Origin of the sequence: Pseudoalteromonas sp. 23_GOM-1509m (assembly GCF_000518425.1) — a bacterium.
GTDB classification, from domain to species: domain Bacteria; phylum Pseudomonadota; class Gammaproteobacteria; order Enterobacterales; family Alteromonadaceae; genus Pseudoalteromonas; species Pseudoalteromonas tetraodonis.
The window spans coordinates 152,855-176,294 of the sequence record NZ_KI912435.1 but is presented as its reverse complement, the minus strand read 5'-3'; the positions used below and the strand labels follow the sequence as shown (position 1 = coordinate 176,294).

The 23,440-nt window shown below is 37.7% G+C and carries 22 protein-coding genes; 4 read left to right on the top strand and 18 right to left on the bottom strand.

What is annotated here, in order from left to right; genetic code table 11:
- The 10 genes from N523_RS0118320 to galU form a co-directional block, all read right to left on the bottom strand.
- On the bottom strand, positions 1 to 607 hold a 607-nt coding region (locus tag N523_RS0118320; protein WP_028835973.1), incomplete at its 3' end, for an NAD-dependent epimerase/dehydratase family protein.
- A 56-nt stretch (positions 608 to 663) separates the two neighbouring features.
- Positions 664 to 1,785: a GDP-mannose 4,6-dehydratase gene (gene gmd / locus N523_RS0118315; protein ID WP_028835739.1), complete on the bottom strand. Its 1,122-nt coding sequence runs from the start codon at positions 1,783 to 1,785 to the stop codon at positions 664 to 666.
- 84 nt (positions 1,786 to 1,869) lie between these two features.
- The gene (locus tag N523_RS0118310; RefSeq protein ID WP_028835740.1) at positions 1,870 to 3,105 is read right to left on the bottom strand and encodes a WcaI family glycosyltransferase; all 1,236 of its coding nucleotides are present in this window, start codon (positions 3,103 to 3,105) and stop codon (positions 1,870 to 1,872) included.
- Positions 3,102 to 4,025 (bottom strand): glycosyltransferase family 2 protein, encoded by a 924-nt coding sequence (locus tag N523_RS0118305; protein ID WP_028835741.1) that lies wholly within the window; start codon positions 4,023 to 4,025, stop codon positions 3,102 to 3,104. Before N523_RS0118305 ends, N523_RS0118310 begins: the two co-directional genes overlap by 4 nt.
- A complete protein-coding gene (locus N523_RS19180; protein WP_051440342.1) occupies positions 4,025 to 4,567 on the bottom strand; it encodes an acyltransferase in 543 nt (180 codons plus the stop codon). The genes N523_RS0118305 and N523_RS19180 overlap by 1 nt, the downstream gene beginning before the upstream one ends.
- Before the next feature lies 1 nt (position 4,568).
- Positions 4,569 to 5,543, bottom strand: a complete 975-nt coding sequence (locus N523_RS0118295; RefSeq protein ID WP_028835742.1) for a glycosyltransferase family 2 protein — start codon at positions 5,541 to 5,543, stop codon at positions 4,569 to 4,571.
- 76 nt (positions 5,544 to 5,619) lie between these two features.
- Complete coding sequence (locus N523_RS0118290) at positions 5,620 to 6,915, bottom strand: oligosaccharide flippase family protein (RefSeq protein ID WP_028835743.1); 1,296 nt, start codon at positions 6,913 to 6,915, stop codon at positions 5,620 to 5,622.
- Complete coding sequence (locus N523_RS0118285; protein WP_028835744.1) at positions 6,908 to 8,122, bottom strand: O-antigen ligase family protein; 1,215 nt, start codon at positions 8,120 to 8,122, stop codon at positions 6,908 to 6,910. Before N523_RS0118285 ends, N523_RS0118290 begins: the two co-directional genes overlap by 8 nt.
- Positions 8,123 to 8,203: 81 nt before the next feature.
- On the bottom strand, positions 8,204 to 9,229 hold the full coding sequence (locus N523_RS0118280; protein ID WP_028835745.1) for an acyltransferase family protein: 1,026 nt from the start codon (positions 9,227 to 9,229) through the stop codon (positions 8,204 to 8,206).
- A gap of 53 nt (positions 9,230 to 9,282) precedes the next feature.
- Positions 9,283 to 10,173 (bottom strand): UTP--glucose-1-phosphate uridylyltransferase GalU, encoded by an 891-nt coding sequence (galU, locus tag N523_RS0118275; RefSeq protein WP_028835746.1) that lies wholly within the window; start codon positions 10,171 to 10,173, stop codon positions 9,283 to 9,285.
- Between the two features lie 260 nt (positions 10,174 to 10,433).
- On the opposite strand from galU, the gene N523_RS0118270 reads away from it, so the two are divergent.
- The 4 genes from N523_RS0118270 (at position 10,434) to N523_RS0118255 (ending at position 15,076) form a co-directional block, all read left to right on the top strand.
- On the top strand, positions 10,434 to 11,132 hold the full coding sequence (locus tag N523_RS0118270; RefSeq protein WP_028835747.1) for a transglutaminase-like cysteine peptidase: 699 nt from the start codon (positions 10,434 to 10,436) through the stop codon (positions 11,130 to 11,132).
- Entirely contained in the window at positions 11,116 to 13,122 is a 2,007-nt protein-coding gene (locus N523_RS0118265; RefSeq protein WP_028835748.1) for a bifunctional diguanylate cyclase/phosphodiesterase, read from the top strand. The genes N523_RS0118270 and N523_RS0118265 overlap by 17 nt, the downstream gene beginning before the upstream one ends.
- Before the next feature lie 21 nt (positions 13,123 to 13,143).
- Positions 13,144 to 13,689, top strand: a complete 546-nt coding sequence (locus N523_RS0118260) for a hypothetical protein (protein ID WP_028835749.1) — start codon at positions 13,144 to 13,146, stop codon at positions 13,687 to 13,689.
- Between the two features lie 64 nt (positions 13,690 to 13,753).
- The gene (locus N523_RS0118255) at positions 13,754 to 15,076 is read left to right on the top strand and encodes an O-antigen ligase family protein (RefSeq protein ID WP_028835750.1); all 1,323 of its coding nucleotides are present in this window, start codon (positions 13,754 to 13,756) and stop codon (positions 15,074 to 15,076) included.
- Between the two features lie 691 nt (positions 15,077 to 15,767).
- On the opposite strand, the gene N523_RS0118250 is transcribed toward N523_RS0118255, so the two are convergent.
- The 8 genes from N523_RS0118250 to fabF all read right to left on the bottom strand — a co-directional run bounded on the left by N523_RS0118250 (position 15,768) and on the right by fabF (position 23,400).
- A complete protein-coding gene (locus N523_RS0118250) occupies positions 15,768 to 17,627 on the bottom strand; it encodes an alkaline phosphatase D family protein (protein WP_028835751.1) in 1,860 nt (619 codons plus the stop codon).
- A gap of 4 nt (positions 17,628 to 17,631) precedes the next feature.
- On the bottom strand, positions 17,632 to 18,411 hold the full coding sequence (locus N523_RS0118245) for a TatD family hydrolase (protein ID WP_013464702.1): 780 nt from the start codon (positions 18,409 to 18,411) through the stop codon (positions 17,632 to 17,634).
- 17 nt (positions 18,412 to 18,428) lie between these two features.
- Complete coding sequence (locus N523_RS0118240) at positions 18,429 to 18,755, bottom strand: PilZ domain-containing protein (protein ID WP_028835752.1); 327 nt, start codon at positions 18,753 to 18,755, stop codon at positions 18,429 to 18,431.
- Positions 18,756 to 18,767: 12 nt separating this feature from the next.
- Positions 18,768 to 19,682, bottom strand: a complete 915-nt coding sequence (locus N523_RS0118235) for a DNA polymerase III subunit (RefSeq protein ID WP_013464701.1) — start codon at positions 19,680 to 19,682, stop codon at positions 18,768 to 18,770.
- Position 19,683: 1 nt separating this feature from the next.
- Positions 19,684 to 20,310 carry a dTMP kinase gene (gene tmk / locus N523_RS0118230; RefSeq protein WP_016899838.1) on the bottom strand — a complete coding sequence of 209 codons (627 nt, stop codon included), beginning with the start codon at positions 20,308 to 20,310 and terminating at the stop codon, positions 19,684 to 19,686.
- 5 nt (positions 20,311 to 20,315) lie between these two features.
- Positions 20,316 to 21,302, bottom strand: coding sequence for an endolytic transglycosylase MltG (mltG, locus tag N523_RS0118225; protein ID WP_028835753.1), 987 nt, complete (start codon positions 21,300 to 21,302; stop codon positions 20,316 to 20,318).
- Positions 21,302 to 22,093, bottom strand: a complete 792-nt coding sequence (gene pabC, locus N523_RS0118220) for an aminodeoxychorismate lyase (protein ID WP_028835754.1) — start codon at positions 22,091 to 22,093, stop codon at positions 21,302 to 21,304. Before pabC ends, mltG begins: the two co-directional genes overlap by 1 nt.
- A gap of 68 nt (positions 22,094 to 22,161) precedes the next feature.
- The gene (fabF, locus tag N523_RS0118215) at positions 22,162 to 23,400 is read right to left on the bottom strand and encodes a beta-ketoacyl-ACP synthase II (RefSeq protein ID WP_008109876.1); all 1,239 of its coding nucleotides are present in this window, start codon (positions 23,398 to 23,400) and stop codon (positions 22,162 to 22,164) included.
- Between the last annotated feature and the right edge of the window lie 40 nt (positions 23,401 to 23,440).

The following is a 23,440-nucleotide window of genomic DNA, read 5'->3' as shown; positions in this document are numbered from 1 at the left end:
CAGATCCCCAAGCAATAACTTTCTCATCGTTGTTGAACTTTGCTTCATGAAAACGACGTAACAGTGCCGGAATAACATGAGAGTTTTCAGGGTGAAAGTTATCGTTTTCACCATATAAATTCGTTGGCATTACCGAGCGGTAATTACGACCATATTGGCGGTTATAAGACTCACACATCTTTATACCTGCAATTTTAGCTATTGCGTAAGGTTCATTTGTCGGCTCTAAGGTATCAGTTAATAAAGCGCTTTCAGACATTGGCTGTTTGGCTAACTTAGGGTAAATACATGAAGAACCTAAAAACAATAAATTTTGAACACCTGCCATGTGAGCACTGTGAATAATATTATTCTGAATAGTCAAGTTTTCATAAATAAACTCCGCTGGATAAGTATTATTAGCAATAATCCCCCCCACTTTTGCTGCGGCTAAATAAACTTGATCAATTTTATTATTCTCAAAAAATAAACCAACAGCGTTTTGGTCTAATAGATTGAGCTCGCTGCGGTCTTTTGTAATTAGGTTAATATCAGGGTTTGAGGCTAGCTGACGAACAATAGCAGAACCTACCATTCCCTTATGCCCTGCTACAAAAACATTTTTCATAATAGATCCATGTAAAAGTTGCTGCATAGTAAAATGCAGCAACAGTAAATTAAAAGTTACTCTACAGACACGCTTATGTTATAACCGTGAGTTTTCAAAATGGCATGTTGCTTGGCTTTGCCTAGATCATTTTGCACCATTTCAGCACACATCTGTTCAACAGTGATCTCTGGTGTCCAACCCAGTTTTGCTTTTGCCTTTGAAGGATCGCCTAATAAAGTTTCTACTTCTGCGGGGCGGAAATAACGCGGGTCAACTTTAACAATCACATCGCCTACGTTTAGCGCATGAGCATTGTCGCCTTCAATCGCAACCACTGTTGCAATTTCGTTAACGCCTTCACCGCTAAATTCAAGTGTTATACCTAGCTCTTTAGCTGATAAACGAACAAAATCACGGACTGAAATTTGCTTACCTGTTGCAATTACAAAATCTTCCGCAACATCTTGTTGTAACATCATCCACTGCATACGAACGTAGTCTTTAGCATGTCCCCAATCACGTAATGCGTCCATATTACCTAAATACAAACACTTTTCTAAACCTTGAGAAATATTAGCTAGAGCACGAGTAATTTTACGGGTTACGAATGTTTCACCACGACGTGGCGATTCGTGATTAAATAAAATGCCATTACACGCATACATACCATAAGACTCGCGATAATTCACTACTATCCAATAAGCATACATTTTTGCTACTGCGTAAGGCGATCGAGGATGAAACGGTGTAGTTTCTTTCTGAGGTATTTCTTGTACTTCACCATAAAGTTCAGACGTTGATGCTTGATAAAATTTAGTTTTTTTCTCAAGCCCTAAAAAGCGAATAGCCTCTAATAAACGCAATGTACCTATTGCATCTACATCTGCTGTATACTCTGGCGCTTCAAAAGAAACAGCAACGTGGCTTTGTGCACCTAAGTTATAAACTTCATCTGGCTGCACTTCTTTCAAAATGCGCGTCAAATTAGATGTGTCAGTTAAATCACCGTAATGTAAAAAAAACTGAGGATCAGTTTCATGGCGATCTTGATAAATATGATCAACGCGCTCAGTATTAAAACTTGAGGCACGACGTTTAATACCATGTACTTCGTATCCCTTTTCCAATAGCAACTCAGCTAAGTATGAGCCATCTTGGCCAGTAACACCGGTAATTAGCGCAACTTTCTTCGACATTTTTGTATTCCCTTTTTCAATCACAAGCAATAGCTTGTCTTTCTATTTTTAAAAACGTTATTGATGAGCCAAAACTCAAAAAAACTAACTCTTTTTAACTAACTTAGTTAAGTCTGAAACAAACTGATCTAAAATTTTGTCTTTTGATAAAAACTGCTCAGCAAACTGACGTGCAATTGAATTATGCTCAGTGTTATTAACTAAAAGCATTTTGCTTAAGCCATCAATAAAAGCGGTAGTATTTTCTGGCTCTACACAATTAAATATACCAGGATGCTTAGTAGCAATTTGACCAAGTTCAGTATCTAGCTCAGCGGTCACTAACGCATGACCACCTGCCGATAAAATATTTGTTAGTTTGGATGGCAGTACAGCATCTGCCGCACCTTTTTTTTGTACAACCAAATGTATATCAGCCAGGGCTAGCATTTGAGGAACTAATTCCCACGGTTGAAGGGGTTTAAAATAAACATTACCTAACTTCAATTGCGCCGCCTTATCTTTAAGCGTATCAACATAAGCACCTGCGCCAACTAATACAAACTTAACATCTGTTTGTGACTGAAATTGCACTGCAGCATCTAGTACCACTTCGAGGCCCTGCTTATTACCAATATTGCCCGCGTACAAGACAATTTTATCACTTGGAGCAAAACCCCACCGTGCTTTTAATTGTGCGCCACACGTTTCCGGCGTCACAAAATCAGTATCGGACCAATTCGGAAAATGAATAATTTTGGCAGTATCAACACCTTTGACTTTTGCATTTTCAATCATTGAATAAGAGATAGTCGAAATTGCATCAAAACGGCGCATCAACCAGCGTTCAATACCTTTAACTAACTTTGCAGCCATGCCATCGCCCATCATACCAAGACCAAACAGGGCATCAATTTCATAATCTTGAATGTGCATGACCGCTTTAGTACCCGTTAATTTGGCATAAAGTAAGGTAAACGGGGCGCAAAACAGCGTTGGTTGTACCAACATTATTACATCAGCCTTTTTAAATAAACGACCCACTAAGGCAAAGGTTGAAGTCAACGCAAACGTACTTAAATGAATGAGTCGCTTTAGTGTGGTTACTTTTGATGGGACATAAAGCGGGCAACGCACAACATTAACCCCATTAATATTATCGCTCTGGTAGCTAAATTTTTTGAAACCTTCATGTACCTGCCATTCTGGATAATAAGGTGGTGCAACTATTGCTGTTACCATTAAGCCGCGCTTTACTAGCTCAGGACACATCTCACCATTATATTTACCAATTCCGGTTAGCTCTGGCGAGTAATTCAAGCTTTGTAAAATTAACTTCATTTATATTTATCCAAGCTATAACCAGTTAGTCTTTCAAGAATCGCTAATTTTTCATTGTTTGTATTTGTATTATTCCATTCTTTCTCGATTTCTATACACTTTAGATCAACTAATGTACGGTACCAGAATGCCTGCATGAAATGATATGCAAAGCCTCTTGAACCATCTAGAAAACCTAGTTGTAAAAAATATCGGAAATTAAAATATACAAACGGTCTTACAAAATAAGGAAGTCTCATATATACGGACTGCTTAAAAAAACGTTTAAGCTTAATAGATAGGCTTGTAGCTGCATTTATTTTACTATCAGAGTTTGGTAAGAGCCGTTTAAGCATAATATCTACTACCTCACGCGAAGCATACTTATTATGCTTATCAATAAACCAAGATACTGAATTCAGATTATCATCAGCAAAGCCTCCCTTTAATAAACAGGAGCTCCCTTCATCTAAAACAATATGCTCATCCATCCAACGTTGCTCAATGTGGGCTGTACCTCGCCTAAATAAGCGCAACATCGGTAATGGATACCTGCCACCATATTTTACCCATTTACCCAAAAAGATATGCTTACGATTGAAGATAGCTCCATTATGACCATTTCCATTTTTTAGGATAAATGAATTAATGTTTTCGACTAACACATTATCGACTGTTTCATCTGCGTCTAATCGTAGTACCCAATCAGATGAAATATTACAATTATCTATTGCCCATTGAAATTGTTGTGCTTGGTTAATAAAAGGATTTTTAAATACTTCTGCGCCAAAACTTTTAGCTATGTGGCAAGTTTTATCATTTGAAAAACTGTCAACTACTATTATCCTAGCATTTAGACTTAAAAATGATTCTAAACATCTTTTAATGTGTAATTCTTCATTAAAAGTCAAAACAATAATCGTCAAATTTTTACAGTTCACTATACTTCACCATATATTTTTTCTTCATGGGTAATTATTTCTTCTTCATTGAACCTTTTGGATATTTCTCTCGCAGGTATACCACCGACAATAGAGTATGCAGGTACATCCCTATTTACAAAAGAATTTGTGGCTACAATAGCACCTTTACCAATCTTTATACCTGCTTTTAATGTGACACGTGAACCAATCCAAACATCATCCTCAATAATTGTTTTGTTAACTTGTTTAGCAGGGGCAACTCTTAAAGGTTGTCCAATTTTTCTATAATCGTGATCATTACCAGCAAGTCTAAAATCTGAAGAAATTAGCACTCCTTTACCTATTGTGATTTCCGAATTAATATTTGCTCTTGGCCCCAAATATGAATAATCACCAATTTTAATTTTTGCACCATCTAACCAAAGTGGAAAACCAAATCGACACTCTATTCCAACATCGAAACTGCAGGCTCTAAACTTTCCTATGCGATAAATAGTCCAATGTAATATTTTTTTTACTTTTGAATCACTATGTAATTTATGAAAAAACTTCTTATTCATTTTAAAGCTTACCCTTTATAAAACTAGCAATAGCCATATATTTCTTTCCAAAAATTAAAGATGCAATAAAACGAAAAGATAGAAATATAGCAGGCCATTTAAGCAGAACAGTAATTAGTAAAGATGAAAAGTCTTTAAATTTTTTAACTGAGTTAGCTTGCATCCAAAATGTAAAACACGTTGTAGTTAATATATTCGAAGTAAATTGCCGATAACCTTTTACATCTGACCTGGATGCCTTTTGGTTAATTAAAGTCAACAAAACTGTTTTTAAACTAGTAAACCAGAAATCATAATTTAACGTTGTCATAACAGAACTAGGTCTTAACCGACGGCAATATAAGGGTTCATTTAAACAATAAACTTTTGAATTACGCTCTTCTAATAATAAATCAGTGGTAAAAAGATTATCTTCAAACATTATACCTTCATGGAAAGATACATAATTCAGCAACTCTGCCTTAAAGAAGTACATACAAGGTGATACATTGTACTTATTCTCTTGAATACAAATATTAAAATACTCAACACTATTTAAAATCTTTCCATAACATTGTTCAGGCCTAGAAAAGCTTGGAGGTCTAACAGTGTCTATATAGCCATCATCTAAAAACTCTGTAGCATCAAAAGTGATTATGTCTGGTGATAAAGTTGTTACTAATTTATCTATACTAAGAAAGATCTCTTCTTCGATATAGTCGTCTCCATCTAAGAACATTACGAATTCTGAATTTATAGCTTCTAACGCGGCATTACGTGCTGAAGATTGACCACCATTATTTTTAGAAATTAAAGTGAAAAAATCGGAATCATCGTACATTTTAATTTTACTTAATGTAGAGTCTGTACTTCCATCATCAACTACAATTATTTGTACATTAGAAAACAATTTAACAGCCTTCAACACACTTAGAATTGCTTCATCGATATAATTTTCAATATTATAAGCTGTTATTACTACGGCAAATTTATACATATTAAGCCTCTCAGTACTACTGGAACGATACTTTCGCAACTTCAGCTAGTAAGCCAAAATCACAAGATGTGCTAACTTACTTTTTACTTAATGTGCTTCTTAGGCTACATAAGGAAAAATAAACTAAAAAAATATTTATAGAGTTCACCAAAATACGAGTAAGCCTAATATCTCTGTAGAAGAACAAGTAATATGCGAAGTCAGAAGTGAAATAGGCAACTAATGATGCAGCTACTGCTCCCATGACACCATATTGAGGTATTAGTAAACAATTTAAAATAATATTTAACAACGCAGCAAGGAGTGTCTTTCTAAATTCATGTCTGGTCTCCCTTTCTAAAATTAAGTAGCGAGAATAGACCGCCGCAGGAAAAGTAAATAAAAAGTTAATAGATAATAAGCGCAAGACTTCAACAGATGCATCAAATTCCTTACCAAAAAAAGTATGAACTACAAACTCTGACAATAAATAAAACCCTGTAACCGTTATGAGAGCCAAGAAGAACATAATATTGGAAATGCTTTTCATCATTATCCAAAACGTTTGCTTTTCCTGCATATAAAAATAAGTTAATTTTGAAAATAAGACAGTCATTAAAATTGTAGGGATAATCAGAAAAGGCTGAATAAGTGACATAGCAACACCATATGTCCCCACATCTAGATGTGAGCCAAAATACTTCAACATTATTACATCAGATTGCATAAAAATAGCACTGAGCAAAACGGCAAAAAGTAATGGAGATGCTTCTTTAAAAATAGGCTTTAGGTCAAAAAATCCCTTTTCACATATATAGTTAACTTTTTCATGATTTATATAAATATATTGAAAATAAGTACTCAAAAGAACGTATACGGGCCAAAAGTACCACAAGAAGTTAGCCACTTGATAAGTATATAAAAGCCAACATATCAGGATAGCCAATATTGAAGAAAATACATCTGTGGCTAATATAATTATTCCCAATGCCTTCGTCTCAAGAGATTGCCTAAAAACAATAATTCCTTTAGAGAAATGATAAAATATCAATGATAAGAAAATGCTCTCATAATGGGTCTCATCCAATAAAAACAATATTAACCAAATGATTAATGCATAACCTACAAATGAAATTAACTTATATTTAAATACCAAGGTTAAGTAGTTTACATTTGTTGGGTTCCTATGGAGCGAAAGTTCTCTGTATATAAGCTGATCTATTCCCATATGATAAATAAAAGAGAAAAAGAACATTAACGATTGTATAAATATAAAGCTTGAAAATTTCTCTACGCCATAAAACCTGGCAACAAATGCTCCAAATATAAATATTGCTACCATAGAGAGTATTTTTGCTAGAAATATAGCTAACGAAGATTTATAGCTAAACATCAGAATTATCCTTGTCTAACTTTTCATAAGCAGGAACTGTGTACAGTAAAAAAACAAACCAAGTTGGAGAAAAGTAATACATAAAACTAGTTTCAGTAAAATTGAATAAAATAGTCAAAAGCCAAATTGACAACGGTAGTAAATTTCCATACCTGAAGGCTATTAAACTATTGATTAGCGACTTGTAGATTAAAAGCATTAACAAAAACACGCCTACTGTACCCAAAGATAGCAACATATCAATATAACCATTATGAGCTTGCTCTATTTTTAAGAACCACATAGTTTCATTATCAATAGCATTTGCTGCAACAACTGATACAGACTCATCAACTTGCCAAAAAGAAGAAAAACCCTCACCCACATAGAAAGAATCTAAAGACGATAATGCCAAACTCCAAATTGCGCCTCTGCCCGTTAATATTTCAGGCGGTAAATCATAGACAAAAAAATCTAATATATTCTCAATATAAAATGGCACTAATATAAACACGATAAAAAGCAGTAAAATCGATAAACACTTAACAACATATAAGAGTGAATTAAACTTAAAAAAAGACATCAGATGTTTTAAAATTAATGGCATTAAAATACATATAGACGCTGTAAAAAATGCTGTTTTGGCACCAATCAAAAAACAAACTGCAATCAATATCAGTGAAAAGGATTTTTTCTTAATTGTTGATTGACTACTAAAATAAAAAAAAACTGAAATAATAGCTAAAATTCCACCTAATTGATTTTTATGGTAATGAAGCCCTGATATTCCATTACCCATTTGGCCAAGAGAAGGTATAAATGCTATTACGAAAAGGTCGATAACTAATAGTACATAAAAAAAGACTAATAATACTTTTTCTCGTTTTTTATAATTAAGACTATGTAAGATATATGCAACAGAAAGTAACATCAAAATTTGATAATAAAATCTGTATAAAGAGAGTGCACTTGTTTCTGACCAGAAGATTGATAGAAAAGCCCAAAAATTTAATAATAATAAATAATTTAAGCTGCTATTTTTTTGAAATGATTGCTTTATATTTTTTACATTAACCAAGAGTAGAGCACTAAAAAGTGAGAGTAATATATATAATAATATTCCATTTAAGGGGGTTCTTAACTGTAAGTGTAAAAAAAACGAAAAAAACAAAAGACTAAACATAAATGTCTGATTGCTATTTATTTTTTCAATTAATTGCTTATACATGGACTTTCCAGTTAGCCGTAAAAAACATAAAAACCACCCTTATTGCTCACTCTGATTAATTACAAATACAAAGTAACAAAACTATCTTTTGACCATCTTTGGCTTTTTTACTTTTCTCCCTAAAAACAGTCTAGATAATAAATAATGCCTAGAGAGCAAGTAATCCAACACGATAGGGCCAAATAGGCCAAATACTAAACCAACAAACACATTGACAATATCGCTATTTACAGCAAAGTAGTTTAATAAAACACGTGAAAAAACTAAAAAATACACGTGATACAAATAGATAGTAAATGAAAAACTTCCTATGTAGACAAGCGCTTTTATCTTAATTTTACTGAAGTAAAAAAACGAACAGCCAACAAATCCTATAAGTAAACCAAATACACTTGTCCTATCAAAATCATTACCTTCTTTAATACTTAAATACTTAAATACTAATGAGCTAATAAATATACAAGCTAACACTCCAATTAGAGTGAAATTAAGCTTTTCACTATGCGTTTCTCGTAAACCTATTAATGTACCTAATGCGAAATATGGAAGTAGAAAGAAAAACCCTGACAAAGAGAAAAACAAAATATTAGTAGGCATCAATAAAGACAAAGCAATGCCAAGGCAAAGTAATAATATATATGCTGTTTTTACAGAAACCTTTACGAAAGACATCATGCCGTAAAGTAAAAAGATTAAAAACATCGATTGTAAAAACCAAAAATGGAATTTAGATTCCCACAAAACTGAAATATAATAGAAATAACTGGTCACTTCTACAGTTTGATTCGCCCCTGGGGCGTTAGCCTGAATGATCAGGTATATGGGCCCTAGTGTTATTAAGGGCACCAAAAGGCGGAAAAACTTCCCCTTCAGGAGCATGTTAAATTGGCTTGGTAGAATGCCTCTGAAAGAGAATATGATGCCACTTAAAAAAGCAAATAAAGGCATCCTGACATTTTCAAGCATTGTGTTAAATAAAAAGTAGCTATTACCTTCCGGAAGCTTTAAACCCGAAATGATTGGTGTACCCACTAAGTGATTAAGCACTAAAAAAAGACACGCTAGTCCTCTTAAGGTCTCTAAACTTTGAATTTTTTGTCCCTTCACTTCTATTCCTTTACGGTTATTTTCATTAACACAGCAAGACAGTAACACTTGATTTACACAATTAATTGCTTAACGCGCTTTGTAAATTCTTCACCCATTAGGTTTGATTGCATTGCGTATTCTACGTTTGCAAGCATGTAACCTAATTTTGAGCCGCAGTCGTGTGACTTACCTTTTAAATGGTACGCTTCAATTGTTTCAAGATGACGTAACTGCAATAATGCATCTGTTAATTGTATTTCGCCGCCAGCCCCTGGAGGCGTAAACTCGAGTAAATCCCAAATAGCGGGTGATACAACATAGCGCCCTGTTATGGCTAAATTACTGGGTGCTTCGTCATTGTTTGGCTTTTCAACCATGTTGGTAATGGTTGCATTTTCGCCAGGCGCAATATTTTTACCTGCCAAATCAACCACACCATAGTTGTGCACTTCCTCATGAGGGACAGGTTCAACCATAATTTGATTATGTTTAGTACGTTCAAATTGGGCGATCATTTGCGCTAGGTTATCAACCTTAAGATTTGACTTATATTGATCGATAATTACATCGGGCAATAAAATAGCAAAAGGGTTGTTGCCTATAATTGGGCGTGTTTCAAGTATTGCATGGCCTAAACCTAATGGCGCCGATTGACGAACCGATATAATGCTTACATCACGCGGGATTATTGAACGCACCTCTTCTAATAGGCTGCGTTTTACGCGCGCTTCTAGAGTAGCTTCTAGCTCAAAGCTGGTATCAAAATGATTTTCTATTGCGTTTTTAGAAGCATGAGTAACGAGTACAATTTCTTTAATACCGGCTTTTACGGCTTCGTTTACAACGTATTGAATGAGAGGTTTGTCGACTAGTGGAAGCATTTCCTTTGGTGTTGCTTTGGTAGCGGGTAACATACGGGTACCCAAGCCTGCAACAGGCAAGACTGCTTTTAATACTTTCACTTCAATTCCTTTTATAGTTACTTTTGGTTATAACGTAGCTATTTATAAAATACCGCTGCGAGTAGCGAGTTTTAAATACTACTAACCATATGGGCGGCTATTATACACAACACAAACAATCGCTCAATATAAAAAGCAGCCTTTTTGATTGTTTTAGGTTAATTTTTTGTTAACATTTTATTTTTTGCTTTTTTTGTAATCTATCATTTTATTCTCAATGGGAATATAATGGCTTTGTTAACATTTTAGGGATGGGCTTTGTGCGCGTTGGAATTTGCATCATTATATTAGTGTCTTTTTTTGCTTGTGCACAAGACATGCTTTTGCATCTGCGAAATAGCGATATAATAAGCCGTGCCAAACAGTTTTACGGCGATGCAGGCCACCAACGTATAAAAACGTGGCTGAGTTTTATAGATGACTCTGCCGATAAGAGCGAATGGCAAAAAATTCATTTAGTTAATGATTTTTTTAATAAGCATATAAAGTACAAAACCGATGACGAACTTTGGCAAAAAAAAGATTACTGGGCCACCCCTCTAGAAAGCCTAGGTGTTGGCATGGGTGACTGTGAAGATTATGTTATTGCTAAATATTTTACTTTAATCGCTTTAGGTATCCCCGAAGATAAAATACGCTTTATGTATGTACGCCAGCGTACGGTTAATCAACCACACATGGTGCTTATATACTTTGAACAACCAAACCAAATACCGTTGGTGCTTGATAACTTTAATACAAAATTAGTGTCTGCAAGCAATCGGGGCGATTTAAAACCTATATATAGTTTTAATGGCCAAGGTTTATGGTTAGCCAAATCGAAAGGGTTAGGTAATAAGGTTAAAAATAGTCGTGGCGTTTCTGCTTGGAACACTATGCTTGAACGAATTGAACAAGGTGAGCTTGCCCCCGCCGCCAGTAACAATAAAGGAACTAGTAGTTATGTCTCGAATATTTAAATATGGATTGAGTTTAAAAACTCAAGTATATGGCTTGATCATATTAATTTCGGTTATTTCATTTTGTGTACGCGTTATTACCGATGTGGATACAACCCGTAATTATTTACAAACGCAAATGGCCAGCCATGCGCAAGACACCGCTACCAGTTTAGGGCTTTCTATATCTCCTTATTTAGAAGACGACAGCCTAATGATTGCCGAAACTATGGCAACCGCTATTTTTGACTCTGGTTATTACAGCCAAATTAAATTTACCGATGTGCAAAATAATATAGTGTTTGAGTTACAAAACCCTAAACGCGTTGAATCTGTTCCAGGTTGGTTTATTAGTGCTGTTGAACTGAGTGCACCTACTATGCATTCTGAAATAAACAATGGTTGGATGATGGCAGGCACACTTGATGTAACCAGCCATACTGGGCAATCTTACCTTACCTTATGGCAACACACACTCCGCAGCTTATATAGCTCATTTTTGCTATTAGCAGCATCGCTGGCTATTGCATTTTTAATTTTACGCGCAGTATTTAAGCCGTTAAAAGCAGTAGAAGACCAAGCCACTTTAGTGACTCGAAAACGCTTTACCTTAAATAAAGAAATACCGGTAGCACGGGAGCTTCGCACTGTAACCCAAGCCATAAATAATATGGTTATAAACTTACAAAGTACGTTCGATTCGCTGACCAAACAAACACAAGCGCTTACTGAAGAAGTTTATATAGATTCGTTAACGGGGTTGGGTAACCGTAAGTCGTTTGAAAACCACTTTAATTCTGTTGTAAATAATATTACTGACGATACGCCAATTACTGCAATGATGCTTACCCTACCCTCGTTAAATAATATTAACCAAGTGGTAAGCTACCAAGATGGTGATCAGCATGTACTTGATGCCGCTAAAATACTTAAGCATGTCGCCGATGAGTTACCAAATTCAACCATATTTAGGCTTAACGGGGGTACGTTTGTATTACTGGCCCCATATGACGTTTTATTTTTAAATAAAGCCCGCCTAGACCTCATTGATAATTTAAGTCAAAAAGAAAACAGCTTACATATAAACGGTTACGCTAATTTAGCCATTGTTGGCGTTGAGCAAGGAGCGAGTTTAGGTGAAGTGTTATCGCTACTTGATACTGGTTGCACTATAGGTGAAGACACTACGTTTGATAAAAACGATAAAGAGTCATTATTTAGTGTTAACCAATGGCGTACCTTAATTAAGTCGATTATAAATGCTGGCGAAGTGAGTTTTTCGGTGCAACCTGTTAAACAAGCTAATAAAACTGATTCTCAGTGTTACTTTGAGGTATTTGCACACTTTATTCATGAAGGCGAAAAGGTAAATAATGGTCACTTATTTGCGATGGCTGAAAAGTTAAATTTAACCGAAGAACTCGATAAAAAAATTATACGTAGCTTTGTAGATGTAAAAGAGCACTACCCTAATGATGTGTTTGCGTTGAATATTAGTAAAGCATCCTTGTATTCAGCCGACTTTATACAATGGCTTACCCTTTACTCGCACACTAAACCGGTAATTAAAACAAACTTAGTGTTTGAACTACATGAAATTGGTTTGCTTTATAACGTGCATGTTGCGTCTTTACATATAGATGCAATTAAAGAGCTGGGTATTAATGTGTGTATTGAACACTTTGGTACTAGCTTAACGTCGTTTAGGTATTTACAAGGTCTTGATATTGAGTACGTTAAAATTGATGGTAGTTACATTCAAGATTTGGTAACTAACCCGCAAAGTCAATTTTATATTCAAACAGTTAATAATATTTGTCATGGCTTTGGTATTAAAGTTTTAGCCTGTTTAATTGAAAAAACCGAGACTTTAGAAATACTTGAATACCTAGGATGTGATGGGGTACAAGGTAATTTAATATTACCACCATCAAAAATTATTAAATCTAATGAAAATGGCGTAAATAAAGAGTTTACTTTTTGCACCGATGCGCTAAAATTTTGCAATTAGTACTCAACCAAGGGACGAGAAATGAAAAAATTAATTTTAGCTGGCTTAGTAGCTAGTGCGTCTGCTCTAACTGCTTTGCCAACCTATGCACAAACGGATAATAATGCTGTGGTTCAAGAAGTGAGCATAAATAGCATTATTGATATTCTTAATAACGTAACAGCAGATACTACGCCAGAGCAATTACGCGAAGATTTAGTAGAAGCGATTAAACGTATTTGTAAAAATAAAGAAAAAATCAAGCTAGACGAAAAACTGCTTAATGGCGCTTGTGGCGCTGCTGATATAGATGCAATGGTTGCTGCTGTTGTGGCACGTTTTGGTGCAGACAATCCATTAATTTCTGACTTTTTAGCTGCTCTTTCGGATGCTGGTTTAGATACTGATGCAATTACCCTAGCAGCAATTACCGCAGGTGTTGATGCAACAACCGCTTCTGAAGCAACTGCTGCAGGTCCTGGTGCGGGTCAGCCTACTCCGCCAGTAGGCAGCTTACCAACATTACTAACACCTCCAGGTTCTGGTGGTACAGGCGGTGATAACGGTATATCTGAAGTCGGTAACTAGTTTTTACTATTAGTATATTCAAACGCAGCCAATTGGCTGCGTTTTTACTTTGTTTGAGTTTATTTTGAATCGTTTTATATTTTTTCTTATTTGCCTGATCTTATTTTTACTCCCCCTTCCTTTAGGTAGTTACAGGCCTTGGGCAATTTTAGCTATTGGTATTTTAACTAGCTTTACCTTTATTACTCACTTGGCAAACAGTGTTTTAAATAACCAACAAGCGCTCTTACCTCCTCGATATACTTGGCCGTTATTTACTGCCTTAGGCATTGTTGCTTTGGTGTGCGCGGTTCAGTTATTTGGCGTAAGTGTTGATGCTTTTCAAACAAAACAAATGTTATTAAAAACCAGTTTTTTAATAATGTTGAGCTGGTTAATATTTAATTACTGTAATAACGTAAATCGTATTAAAAAATTAATTTACGCCGTCATTTGCGCCGGTGTTTTTCAGGCTTTGTATGCTAGTTACTTAAACTTATCGCCCGATATTGTTAGCCCTTTATTTGGCTACAAACACACCGACAGAGCGATTGGTACTTTTACCTATTCTAACTTTTTAGCTAACTATTTAGCGCTGTGCTTATGCTTAGGCATTGGTGTTTTAATTAGCGAACTAAAACGCACTAACAACGGCTACAAGCCTACTTTAAAACAAACCTTACGTGCTTGGGCTGAGATTATATTAAGCTCTAAAATAATTTTGCGTATATCGCTAATTATTATAATTGTGGCGCTTATTTTAACCCGTAGTCGCATGGGTAATTCGGCCTTTTTTATCGCCTTAATTATAGTGAGCTTACTGGCGCTGTTTGTTTATAAACAAAAGCCTAAGGCATTTAAATTGCTGATTGTGAGCTTTTTTATTATCGATTTAATCATCATTGGTGCCATTTTCGATGTAGAAAAGGTAAAACAACGTATTAGCGAAACCAGTTTACAATCGGAAACTCGCGATGAAGTTGTACGCGACTCAATCCCACTAATTTTAGATAACCCGTTATTAGGCTCGGGCGGCGGTACTTTTTACACTGCGTTTCCCGCGTATCAGTCTGAGCCCTACTCTGGCTACTACGACAACGCGCATAACGATTATGTACAATTTGCAGTTGAGCTGGGTATTCCTGCAACGGCGTTATTGGGGCTGTTAGTGGTTTATTGTTTATGGTTATGTATTAATACTATGCGAACGCGCAAAACGGCCCTTTATCAGGGTGTGGCGTTTGGTTGTGCTACGGCTATTGTGGCAATGATGCTGCATTCGTCGGTTGATTATTCGCTACAGGCTGGGGCTAATTCGATGTTGTTTATAGTGGTGTTATGTTTAGCTTTATTAACCAATAAGTTGCCAGCACCAAAACGGATTAAAAAACGGCGAAGTGAAAGTTAACGGGCTGCGGGGAGCGAGTCACGAGCTGTATCCTAACATCTTTTTGGCCTTCTCATTTGTTCCTCATTCCCTTCTCTTAGTTCAATTAGATCTTTAAGAAAAGTATGCAGAAAGAGGGTTAAGAGACGCTTCTAGAGGTTAAAGGTTCAAATTATCGGGCTGCGGGGAGCGGGTTACGAGCCTAATCCCTAACACTTGTTTTATCTTCTCATTTGTTCCTCATTCCCTTCTCTCAGTGCAATAAGATCTTTAAGAAAATTATTCACAAAGAGGGTTAAGAGACGCTTCGCTTTTAGAGGTTAAAGTCGAAAGTTATCAGGCTGCGGGCCTAATCCCTAAAACTTGTTTTATCTTTTCATTTACTCCTCATTCTCTTCTCTCAGTGCAATAAGATCTTTAAGAAAATTATTCACAAAGAGGGTTAAAAGACGCTTCGCTTTTAGAGGCAGTAACAAAACAATTAATCACTTGGGTTAGTGGCTTTATTTTCTCATTTACTTCTTATTCTCTTCTCTCAGTTCAATTAGACCTAAGTGAATGATGCACAAAGAGAGCTAAGAGACGCTGCGCTTTTAGTTGTTTAGCCCGCAACTCGAAGCTCGTCGCTCACGACATTAAAAAATGACGCGACATGAAATCGCTGCTACAAGTCGGCAATAATATCAATCTAAAACCTATCGCCTGTTCCAATTTACTGCTCTTCTAAATCAAATTCGGTAGTGTGGCCATCGCCGTGTATGAGCTGGTAGCGGTCTAAATTACCGCCTTTGAGAGTAACCAAACTAATAGCCGAATCACTTACTAGGTACTTTTGCCCTTTGCCTTTAGTTTGGTGTTTGTCTACTTCCATATGCCAGCGTTTAGTAAAAAAGTTAAGCGGACTTTTAGGGCCATATAAAATGGAGTCGAGCTTATCAAGCACATTTATTAGCTTACGCGGGAACTCGTTTTTAATGCCACTAGCTGTGAGCTGCCAAATTCTGTTGGGGTGATCGCCAAAGCGCTTTTGCACTGAAAAACAAAACGAATAATGCACGTCGCCTGATAAAATCAGCGTTTCATTTGGGGTGTCGGTGCGTCTAAATGTGTCGAGCAATTTTTTAGCTGAGCCTTCGTGCGCCATCCAGTTTTCTACATCAACCATAAGCGGTTGCCCACACATGTTAAATACCGCTTGAATTGCCTCTATTGATTTAACCCCAAACACCGGTGCGGGCGATACAATAATGACTTGGTCATGGCTGAGTAGGCTTTCTTCAAGCTCAGTGAGACGCTCCCAATCTAACAAGCCTGAGGGTTCATTAAAGTTCTGCTCGTTACGCCAGCGGTGTGTTCGGGTATCAAGCACCACCACTTTAGGAATAGTCGTTAGCTCATAATGCCAATGGTTAAAATCGTTTAGATGTTTATCAAATGCTTTGAATTGCCATTGCTTATCCCCAGCTAGACTTGTTGTAAATGGAGTAAGTAGCGCACCGGTTTTTTGTAGTGCGTCGTTCCCCATTCCCTGAAACAGCCAATAGCTTGCTAAGCCATTATTTACAATACGCTTGCTACTGGGGTTTTGATTAATGGCTTGCTCCCATCCGGCGGTGAGGTTCCAATCATCAGTTACATCGTGATCGTCAAACATCATTAAGGTAGACACATTGGCACATAATCGCTCTACCTCAGCTAAGCCTTTAGCGTAATCAATGAGTGTGGCTTTTTCTGTGCTAAACAATGCTTGGCTTTTTTCGTTATCGCCTGAGTAATTTAGCTTTGATAAGTCAACATATTGCCACGCGGTACTACTAAAATTAAGTAAATACAGCGCTACAAATTCTTCAAAATTAATAAGGTGGTTATACGCTTTTACGCTAGAAAAATGCGGCTCGTCTTTTTTTAACCAGTAACCTATGCCTAATTTAGAGCGCTTTTTCCATGAGGTGGTAGGGAGTAAATGATGGCGGCCATAAAGCTGTTGGCTAATATCGTCTGGTAAATCCAGCGCAAGCGCTTGCTCTTTGTAAATTCCTAGTTGCTTAATGAGCTGATGGATAGCTAATAACATAGGCCCTGCTACATCGTCAGCATATACCTGATCGCCCGAGAGCAATAGCAACTGCGCACCTTGCTGATTATGACTGCGTTGAGTAGCTTGCCACTGACTTGAACTAACTAGGCTATCCTTTGCGGGATGATGTGCATTGCGACACGAGCCATGCAATATTTGCGTCAATCTTTTGGGGATCACAAACGCAGGTAACGCGCCATCATTAAAACTAAACGCTGATAAATCAACGGGGCTGTCATCAAAAAATAACTGATATTGTAGTAATATGTCGCGCGGGAACTGACTGTTTATGGGTTTAATAACTATGAACTGTAAAAATAAATGTTCACCCAGTCTAACGCTGTTTTGTTCGCTATAGCATTCGTAGCCCATTAGCTCTATACGGCCGTTTACCTGCTTTGAGGTAGCAAACTGAATACAAACTGTGGTTTTTTCTGCTCGGCGCACCATAGGCCCCATAAGTAACAGCGGGTGTTGCACCGAGAGAGTCGTCATGAGGTTAGCCTTTAGCTGCTAATTTAAATAAAGAATAAAAATTATCGGTAGTAGCCTTTGCCAACTCGTTAAAGCTAATGCCTTTTAGTTCACTAATATAGTAAGCAACGTCTTCCACATACGCTGGCTGATTAGTTTTACCACGGTACGGCACTGGGGCTAAATACGGCGAATCGGTTTCAATAAGCAGTCGATCAAGTGGGATTTGTTTTACCACTTCTTTAAGTTCTACCGCATTTTTAAAGGTTACAATACCTGAAATAGAAATATAAAAACCCATATCAATGGCTTTTTTAGCCATATCCCAATCTTCGGTAAAGCAATGTAATACCCCACCGCAGTTTTCTGCTTTGTGTTCACGCATTAAATTAATGGTGTCGGCACGTGCGTCGCGGGTATGAATAATAAGTGGCTTTTGTAATTCGTTGGCTACTTCAATATGGCCAACAAAGCTTGCTTGCTGCACTGCGTGAGTGTCTTTTGCGTAATAGTAGTCAAGCCCGGTTTCGCCAATGGCCACTACTTTGTGGTGCGAGGCTAAATCAATTAATTGCTGTTTGTTGAGCGCGTCTTTTTGATCAAGCGGATGTACACCACATGACGCTGATACGTCGTCGTAATGCTTAATTTGCTCTAGCATGTTAGGGAACTGATCAAGTGTGACGCTCACACATAAAAAGTGTTCTACTTTTTTGGCACGGGCGTTATCAAGTACTTGGTCTAGGTTTAAATCGAGTTTATCAAAATCAAGACGGTCTAAATGGCAATGAGAATCTACAATCAAAATAAGGCCTGTTTTTACTACATGGTATAAGTTGGATTGCCGGAGTTTAACATAGTCCCCAGCAGTTTTTCGATCTTCGCGTTTAGGTTTGTTTTATCATCTAAAAAGCTAATGCCGATCCCCGGAGGGTTTGAGCTTTGTGCACCTTGCGGAGTGATCCACGTAACTTTGCCGGTGACCAAATCGTCTTCTAAGGCATCAGGTAAGGTTACTCGTAAAGCGAGTGAATACCCAGGCTCATAACGCATATTGGTGCGTACAAATAGCCCCCCTTTTTTTAAAAAAGGCATGTAGCAGCGATATAGTTCGTCAAGGTCATCTATATCAACTAATAGCTCTTGCATATCTAATCCTTTTTATTGGTTGCGTAATGTATACGCTAGTCGTGATACCGCAAGCGGTAAGTTTAGCCCAAGAATTTGTATGTTATTTTGTAAAAAATCATTCAAGGCTTGCTGTGCAACTTGGTAGGCTTCAAAACTCATGCCGTTTAAAAGCTGCTGTTTTAGCTGCTCACTTAAAAATAAGGTAAAAATACGAACAAGCTCAGGCTGTTTATTTATTATATCGACTAACGCATTGAAATTATGGCTTTGTTTAAACTCAGTTGCAAATTTATAGAGTGTATCAATGCTTTCTAGCTGATTTTGCTGTTGCCACTGCTTTACTTGCAGGGGTTGACTGTAAAACAATGATAACCATGGGTAGTTAGGCACATCTAAAGAACTTAGCCACTGCTGTGCTAGCTGGCTATTGGTTACTTTGACCTCAGTTTTAGCACAGCGGCTTAAAATAGTCGCTGGTAATTGTGCCACTTGGCTGGTTGTGAGAATTAAAAACCGGCTGTTACTTGGCTCTTCTAAGGTTTTTAATAATGCATTTGCTGCCGCCGTGGTCATTTTTTCGCAGTTTTCAATAATCGCCACTTTGTTGCCATTTTGCGCCGCCGACTGGTGCATAAAATCGCTTATGCCGCGTATGTCGTCTACACCTATGCTTTGCCCTTCTACTTGGGTAACGCGTTTATCTGGGTGCGTCCCAGCTAGATTTAACGAGCAGCTTTTACACTGCCCACACGGCGTTAACACGCTATTAGGTGCACTCAACTGCGATTGTGTATTGTGACATAACAAACTGTTAGCTAATTGATCGCTTAGCTCAAACTTGCCTACCCCAATAGGCCCGCAAAATAGCTGCGCGTGATGAAAGCGCTGCGCTTTATAGCTTTGAGCTAAACGTTGTTCTACATCGTTAAGCCATGGCAATGCCATATTATTTTAATCCTGAAAAAAATGTGCGCAGTACATTGGTAATATCACGGTGTACTTTATCAATACTTTGGTTAGCATCAACGGTTTTAATGCTTTCATCATCGTTTGCCAGTTCTATGTAACGCATACGGGTGCGCTGAAAAAACTCAATGGCTTCTTGTTCAATTCTATCGAGTTCACCACGCCCTTTTGCCCGTTCAAGACCAATAACAGGGTCAATATCAAGGTAAATGGTTAAATCGGGTTTTAATCCTTTTAACACCATAGAAGATAACGACGCTAACGTGTTTGCACTAATTCCGCGTCCACCGCCTTGATACGCCTGTGACGATAAGTCGTGACGATCAGCCAATACCCATTGCCCTTGCTCAAGTGCAGGGTTTATTACATTGTGCATTAGCTGTGAGCGAGCTGCGTACATAATAAGTAGCTCAGTTTCAAAGGCGATTTCTTCTTGATGCTCTGCTTTTACTAAGGTACGTAACGATTCAGCCAATGGCGTACCACCGGGTTCACGCACATTAATAAAATCAATATGATGATGGTTTAAAAAGTCTTGGCACAGGGCAATCGCGGTTGATTTACCCGCGCCCTCTAGGCCCTCTATCACTATAAATTTTGGTTTCATAAACACTAATTCTTTTTATTTAAAATATACCGGTTAACCGCCGCATTATGTTGCTTTAATGTGGTTGAAAACTGATGGCTGCCATCGCCTTTTGCTACAAAGTAAACATACTCGCTTTTAGGCGGGTTTACCGCGGCTAAAATCGCTTCTTTGGATGGCATGGCAATTGGCGTGGGCGGTAATCCGTTAATACGATAAGTATTATACGGTGTGTAATTTCTCAAGTCTTTACGTTTAATATCACCGTCAAAATCTTCGCCTAGCCCATATATTACGGTTGGATCGGTTTGTAAGCGCATATTGGTATTTAATCTATTTATAAACGCCGATGCAATTAACGGACGCTCGCTGGCAAGCGCGGTTTCTTTTTCAATAATAGAGGCCATTATCAGTGCTTCATAGGGGGTATCGTAAGGTAAATCACTTGCCCGTTGCTGCCAAGCATCTGCTAATGTTTGCTGCATTTTTTGCGCTGCTCGTTTTAATAAACTGCTGGCAGTATCATTGCTATGGTAATGATAGGTATCGGGGAATAACCAACCTTCTAGATGGGTTTGCTTACCTATTATTTGCTCGCCAAGTTGCTCAAGTTTTAAATCGTTTTGTAAGTGTGTAGAAGTACTCAGAGTATTTAAAACATCTCTAAGTGCTTGGCCTTCAATAATGGTAAAGCTGAAACTAATTTGCTGACCTTGATTAATTTTCTTGATGTTATTAAGCACGCTATCTGCGCTTAGCTCGTACAAGCCTGCTTTTAAATCGGTCAAGGTTGGGTCGAGCTTGGCTAATATTTGAAAACGCCAACAGTCTTCTACCCACTGTTGTTGTTGCCATTGACGGCACAATTTATTGAAGCCGGTGCCTTTTTTAACTTCAAATTGGGTGTTATCGGCTATCTGTAATGGCGTTTGAATGGTTGCCTGTAGTTGCTGGTAGCCAATCACTGAGCTAAAAAAAGCCAGTAATAATACTGATACTATAACTTTTAACATTAAGCCTCCTTGGCTACTGTTAGTAATGACTGACTGTAAGCAATATCAAAATAGTGCTCGCCTATGCTTTTTACCGGCACAATTTTCATTAAACTATTACATACAAATACCGCGTCTGCTTGGGTAAGCTCATCAACGCTGATAGTTTTAAATTCAATTGCTAATTTATCACATAAAGATTGCAGAAAAACACCTTTAATGCCGCACTCATCAAGCCTGGGGCTAATTACTTTATTATTTTTTATTGCAAAAATATTAGCCGCTGAGGTTTCAATTACATTGTTGTTGTAGTCAAGTACAAGTGCATCATCACTTTGCTCGGCTTGTAGGGCATTTTTAATCAATACTTGCTCAAGCCTATTTAAGGTTTTAAGCCCTGCTAAGTGCGGTTGTAAAGCCAGTTTAATTGGGCTAATAGCTAAACTAATTCCTGTTTCGCGTAAGCTGTGATAATGCGCTGGATAAGGTAAAACACTAACAATAATGTTTAAATTACATTCGCTTGGTGGCGCATAGCCTCGCCCGCCCTCACCTCGTGTTACCATTATTTTAAGAACCGCTTGAACCTGTGATGCTATTTGCTGAGTAATGTGCGACTCAAGTGCTTTAAACTCAAGCGCTGGAAACCCTAAACGCTGCGCACATTCAATTAAACGCGCTTTATGATAAACCCAATGCTCAACCTGTCCATCAGTAATAATCGCGGTTGTAAAAAAGCCATCGCCATAGTTTAAGCCTCTATCGCGGGTACTTACGCTACTGGTTTCACTTGCTGTTATTATTGTTTGCATATTTTTTTACACATAAAAAAACCCAGTTAAACAACTGGGTTCTTATTGTCGTTCGTTGTTAAAAAAGATTATACCTTTTTAAACAGTAACGAGCCATTAGTACCACCAAAACCAAATGAGTTACATAAAGCGTAATCAAGTTTGGCGTCTCGCGCTGTGTGCGGCACGTAATCTAAATCACACCCTTCATCTGGGTTGTCTAGGTTAATCGTGGGTGTTACTTTTTGCTCGGTCAACGATAAGATAGACACTATCGATTCAACAGAGCCCGCTGCACCTAGTAAATGACCCATCATCGATTTAGATGAGCTTACCATCACATCTTTCGCTGAATCACCAAAAATGGTTTTAACCGCTGAGGTTTCGGCTTTGTCACCCGCGTGAGTAGACGTACCGTGTGCGTTAATGTAGCCAACTTGCTCTGCATTTACTTGCGCATCGTTTAATGCGTTTTCCATAGCCAGTGCTGCACCTGCGCCGTCTTCTGGTGGCGAGGTCATATGGTAGGCATCGCCACTCATGCCAAAGCCAACAAGCTCTGCATAAATTTTAGCACCACGAGCTTTAGCGTGTTCGTATTCTTCAACAACCACAACACCAGCGCCATCAGAAAGCACAAAGCCATCACGGTCTTTATCCCACGGACGAGACGCTGCTTGTGGGTCGTCGTTACGCGTTGAAAGCGCACGTGCGGCATTAAAGCCACCCATACCAATTGGCGTACACGCTTTTTCTGCGCCACCGGCAACCATTGCATCGGCATCGCCGTAGGCAATCATACGTGCTGCATGGCCAATGTTGTGCAGGCCTGTGGTACATGCGGTTACAATTGAAATATTAGGACCACGCAAGCCGTGCATTATTGATAAATGACCCGAGATCATATTAATAATGGTAGACGGTACATAAAACGGCGATAACTTTCGTGGACCGCTGTTTAGTAATTTAATGTGGTTTTCTTCGATTAGGGTTAAGCCACCAATGCCTGAACCTACCGCTACACCAATACGGGTTGCGTTTTGCTCAGTGACTTCGAGGCCTGAATCTTGAAAAGCTTGAACACCCGCTGCAATGCCATACTGGATAAATAAATCCATTTTTTTAGCATCTTTTGGCGACATATAAGCCGATGCATCAAAATCATTGATTAAACCAGCGAAGTGAGTACCAAATTTTGATGTGTCAAAGTGGGTAATATTTTGAATACCACTTTTACCATCTAATAAGCCTTGCCAGGTTGATTGCACATCATTGCCTAGCGGCGTCAACATTCCTAAGCCAGTTACGACGACACGACGTTTAGCCACGGTTTGCCTCCAATAAGGAATTATTATTATACCAATTAAC

Coding starts and splice junctions, on each gene's coding strand:
- N523_RS0118250 (WP_028835751.1), bottom strand. CDS start 17,627: ATGACGACTCTCTCGGTGCAACACCCGCTGTTACTTATGGGGCCTATG.
- N523_RS0118235 (WP_013464701.1), bottom strand. CDS start 19,682: ATGGCATTGCCATGGCTTAACGATGTAGAACAACGTTTAGCTCAAAGC.
- N523_RS0118310 (WP_028835740.1), bottom strand. CDS start 3,105: ATGAAGTTAATTTTACAAAGCTTGAATTACTCGCCAGAGCTAACCGGA.
- N523_RS19180 (WP_051440342.1), bottom strand. CDS start 4,567: ATGAATAAGAAGTTTTTTCATAAATTACATAGTGATTCAAAAGTAAAA.
- N523_RS0118295 (WP_028835742.1), bottom strand. CDS start 5,543: ATGTATAAATTTGCCGTAGTAATAACAGCTTATAATATTGAAAATTAT.
- mltG (WP_028835753.1), bottom strand. CDS start 21,302: ATGTTAAAAGTTATAGTATCAGTATTATTACTGGCTTTTTTTAGCTCA.
- pabC (WP_028835754.1), bottom strand. CDS start 22,093: ATGCAAACAATAATAACAGCAAGTGAAACCAGTAGCGTAAGTACCCGC.
- gmd (WP_028835739.1), bottom strand. CDS start 1,785: ATGTCGAAGAAAGTTGCGCTAATTACCGGTGTTACTGGCCAAGATGGC.
- tmk (WP_016899838.1), bottom strand. CDS start 20,310: ATGAAACCAAAATTTATAGTGATAGAGGGCCTAGAGGGCGCGGGTAAA.
- N523_RS0118265 (WP_028835748.1), top strand. CDS start 11,116: ATGTCTCGAATATTTAAATATGGATTGAGTTTAAAAACTCAAGTATAT.
- N523_RS0118240 (WP_028835752.1), bottom strand. CDS start 18,755: ATGCAAGAGCTATTAGTTGATATAGATGACCTTGACGAACTATATCGC.
- N523_RS0118290 (WP_028835743.1), bottom strand. CDS start 6,915: ATGTTTAGCTATAAATCTTCGTTAGCTATATTTCTAGCAAAAATACTC.
- N523_RS0118260 (WP_028835749.1), top strand. CDS start 13,144: ATGAAAAAATTAATTTTAGCTGGCTTAGTAGCTAGTGCGTCTGCTCTA.
- N523_RS0118285 (WP_028835744.1), bottom strand. CDS start 8,122: ATGTATAAGCAATTAATTGAAAAAATAAATAGCAATCAGACATTTATG.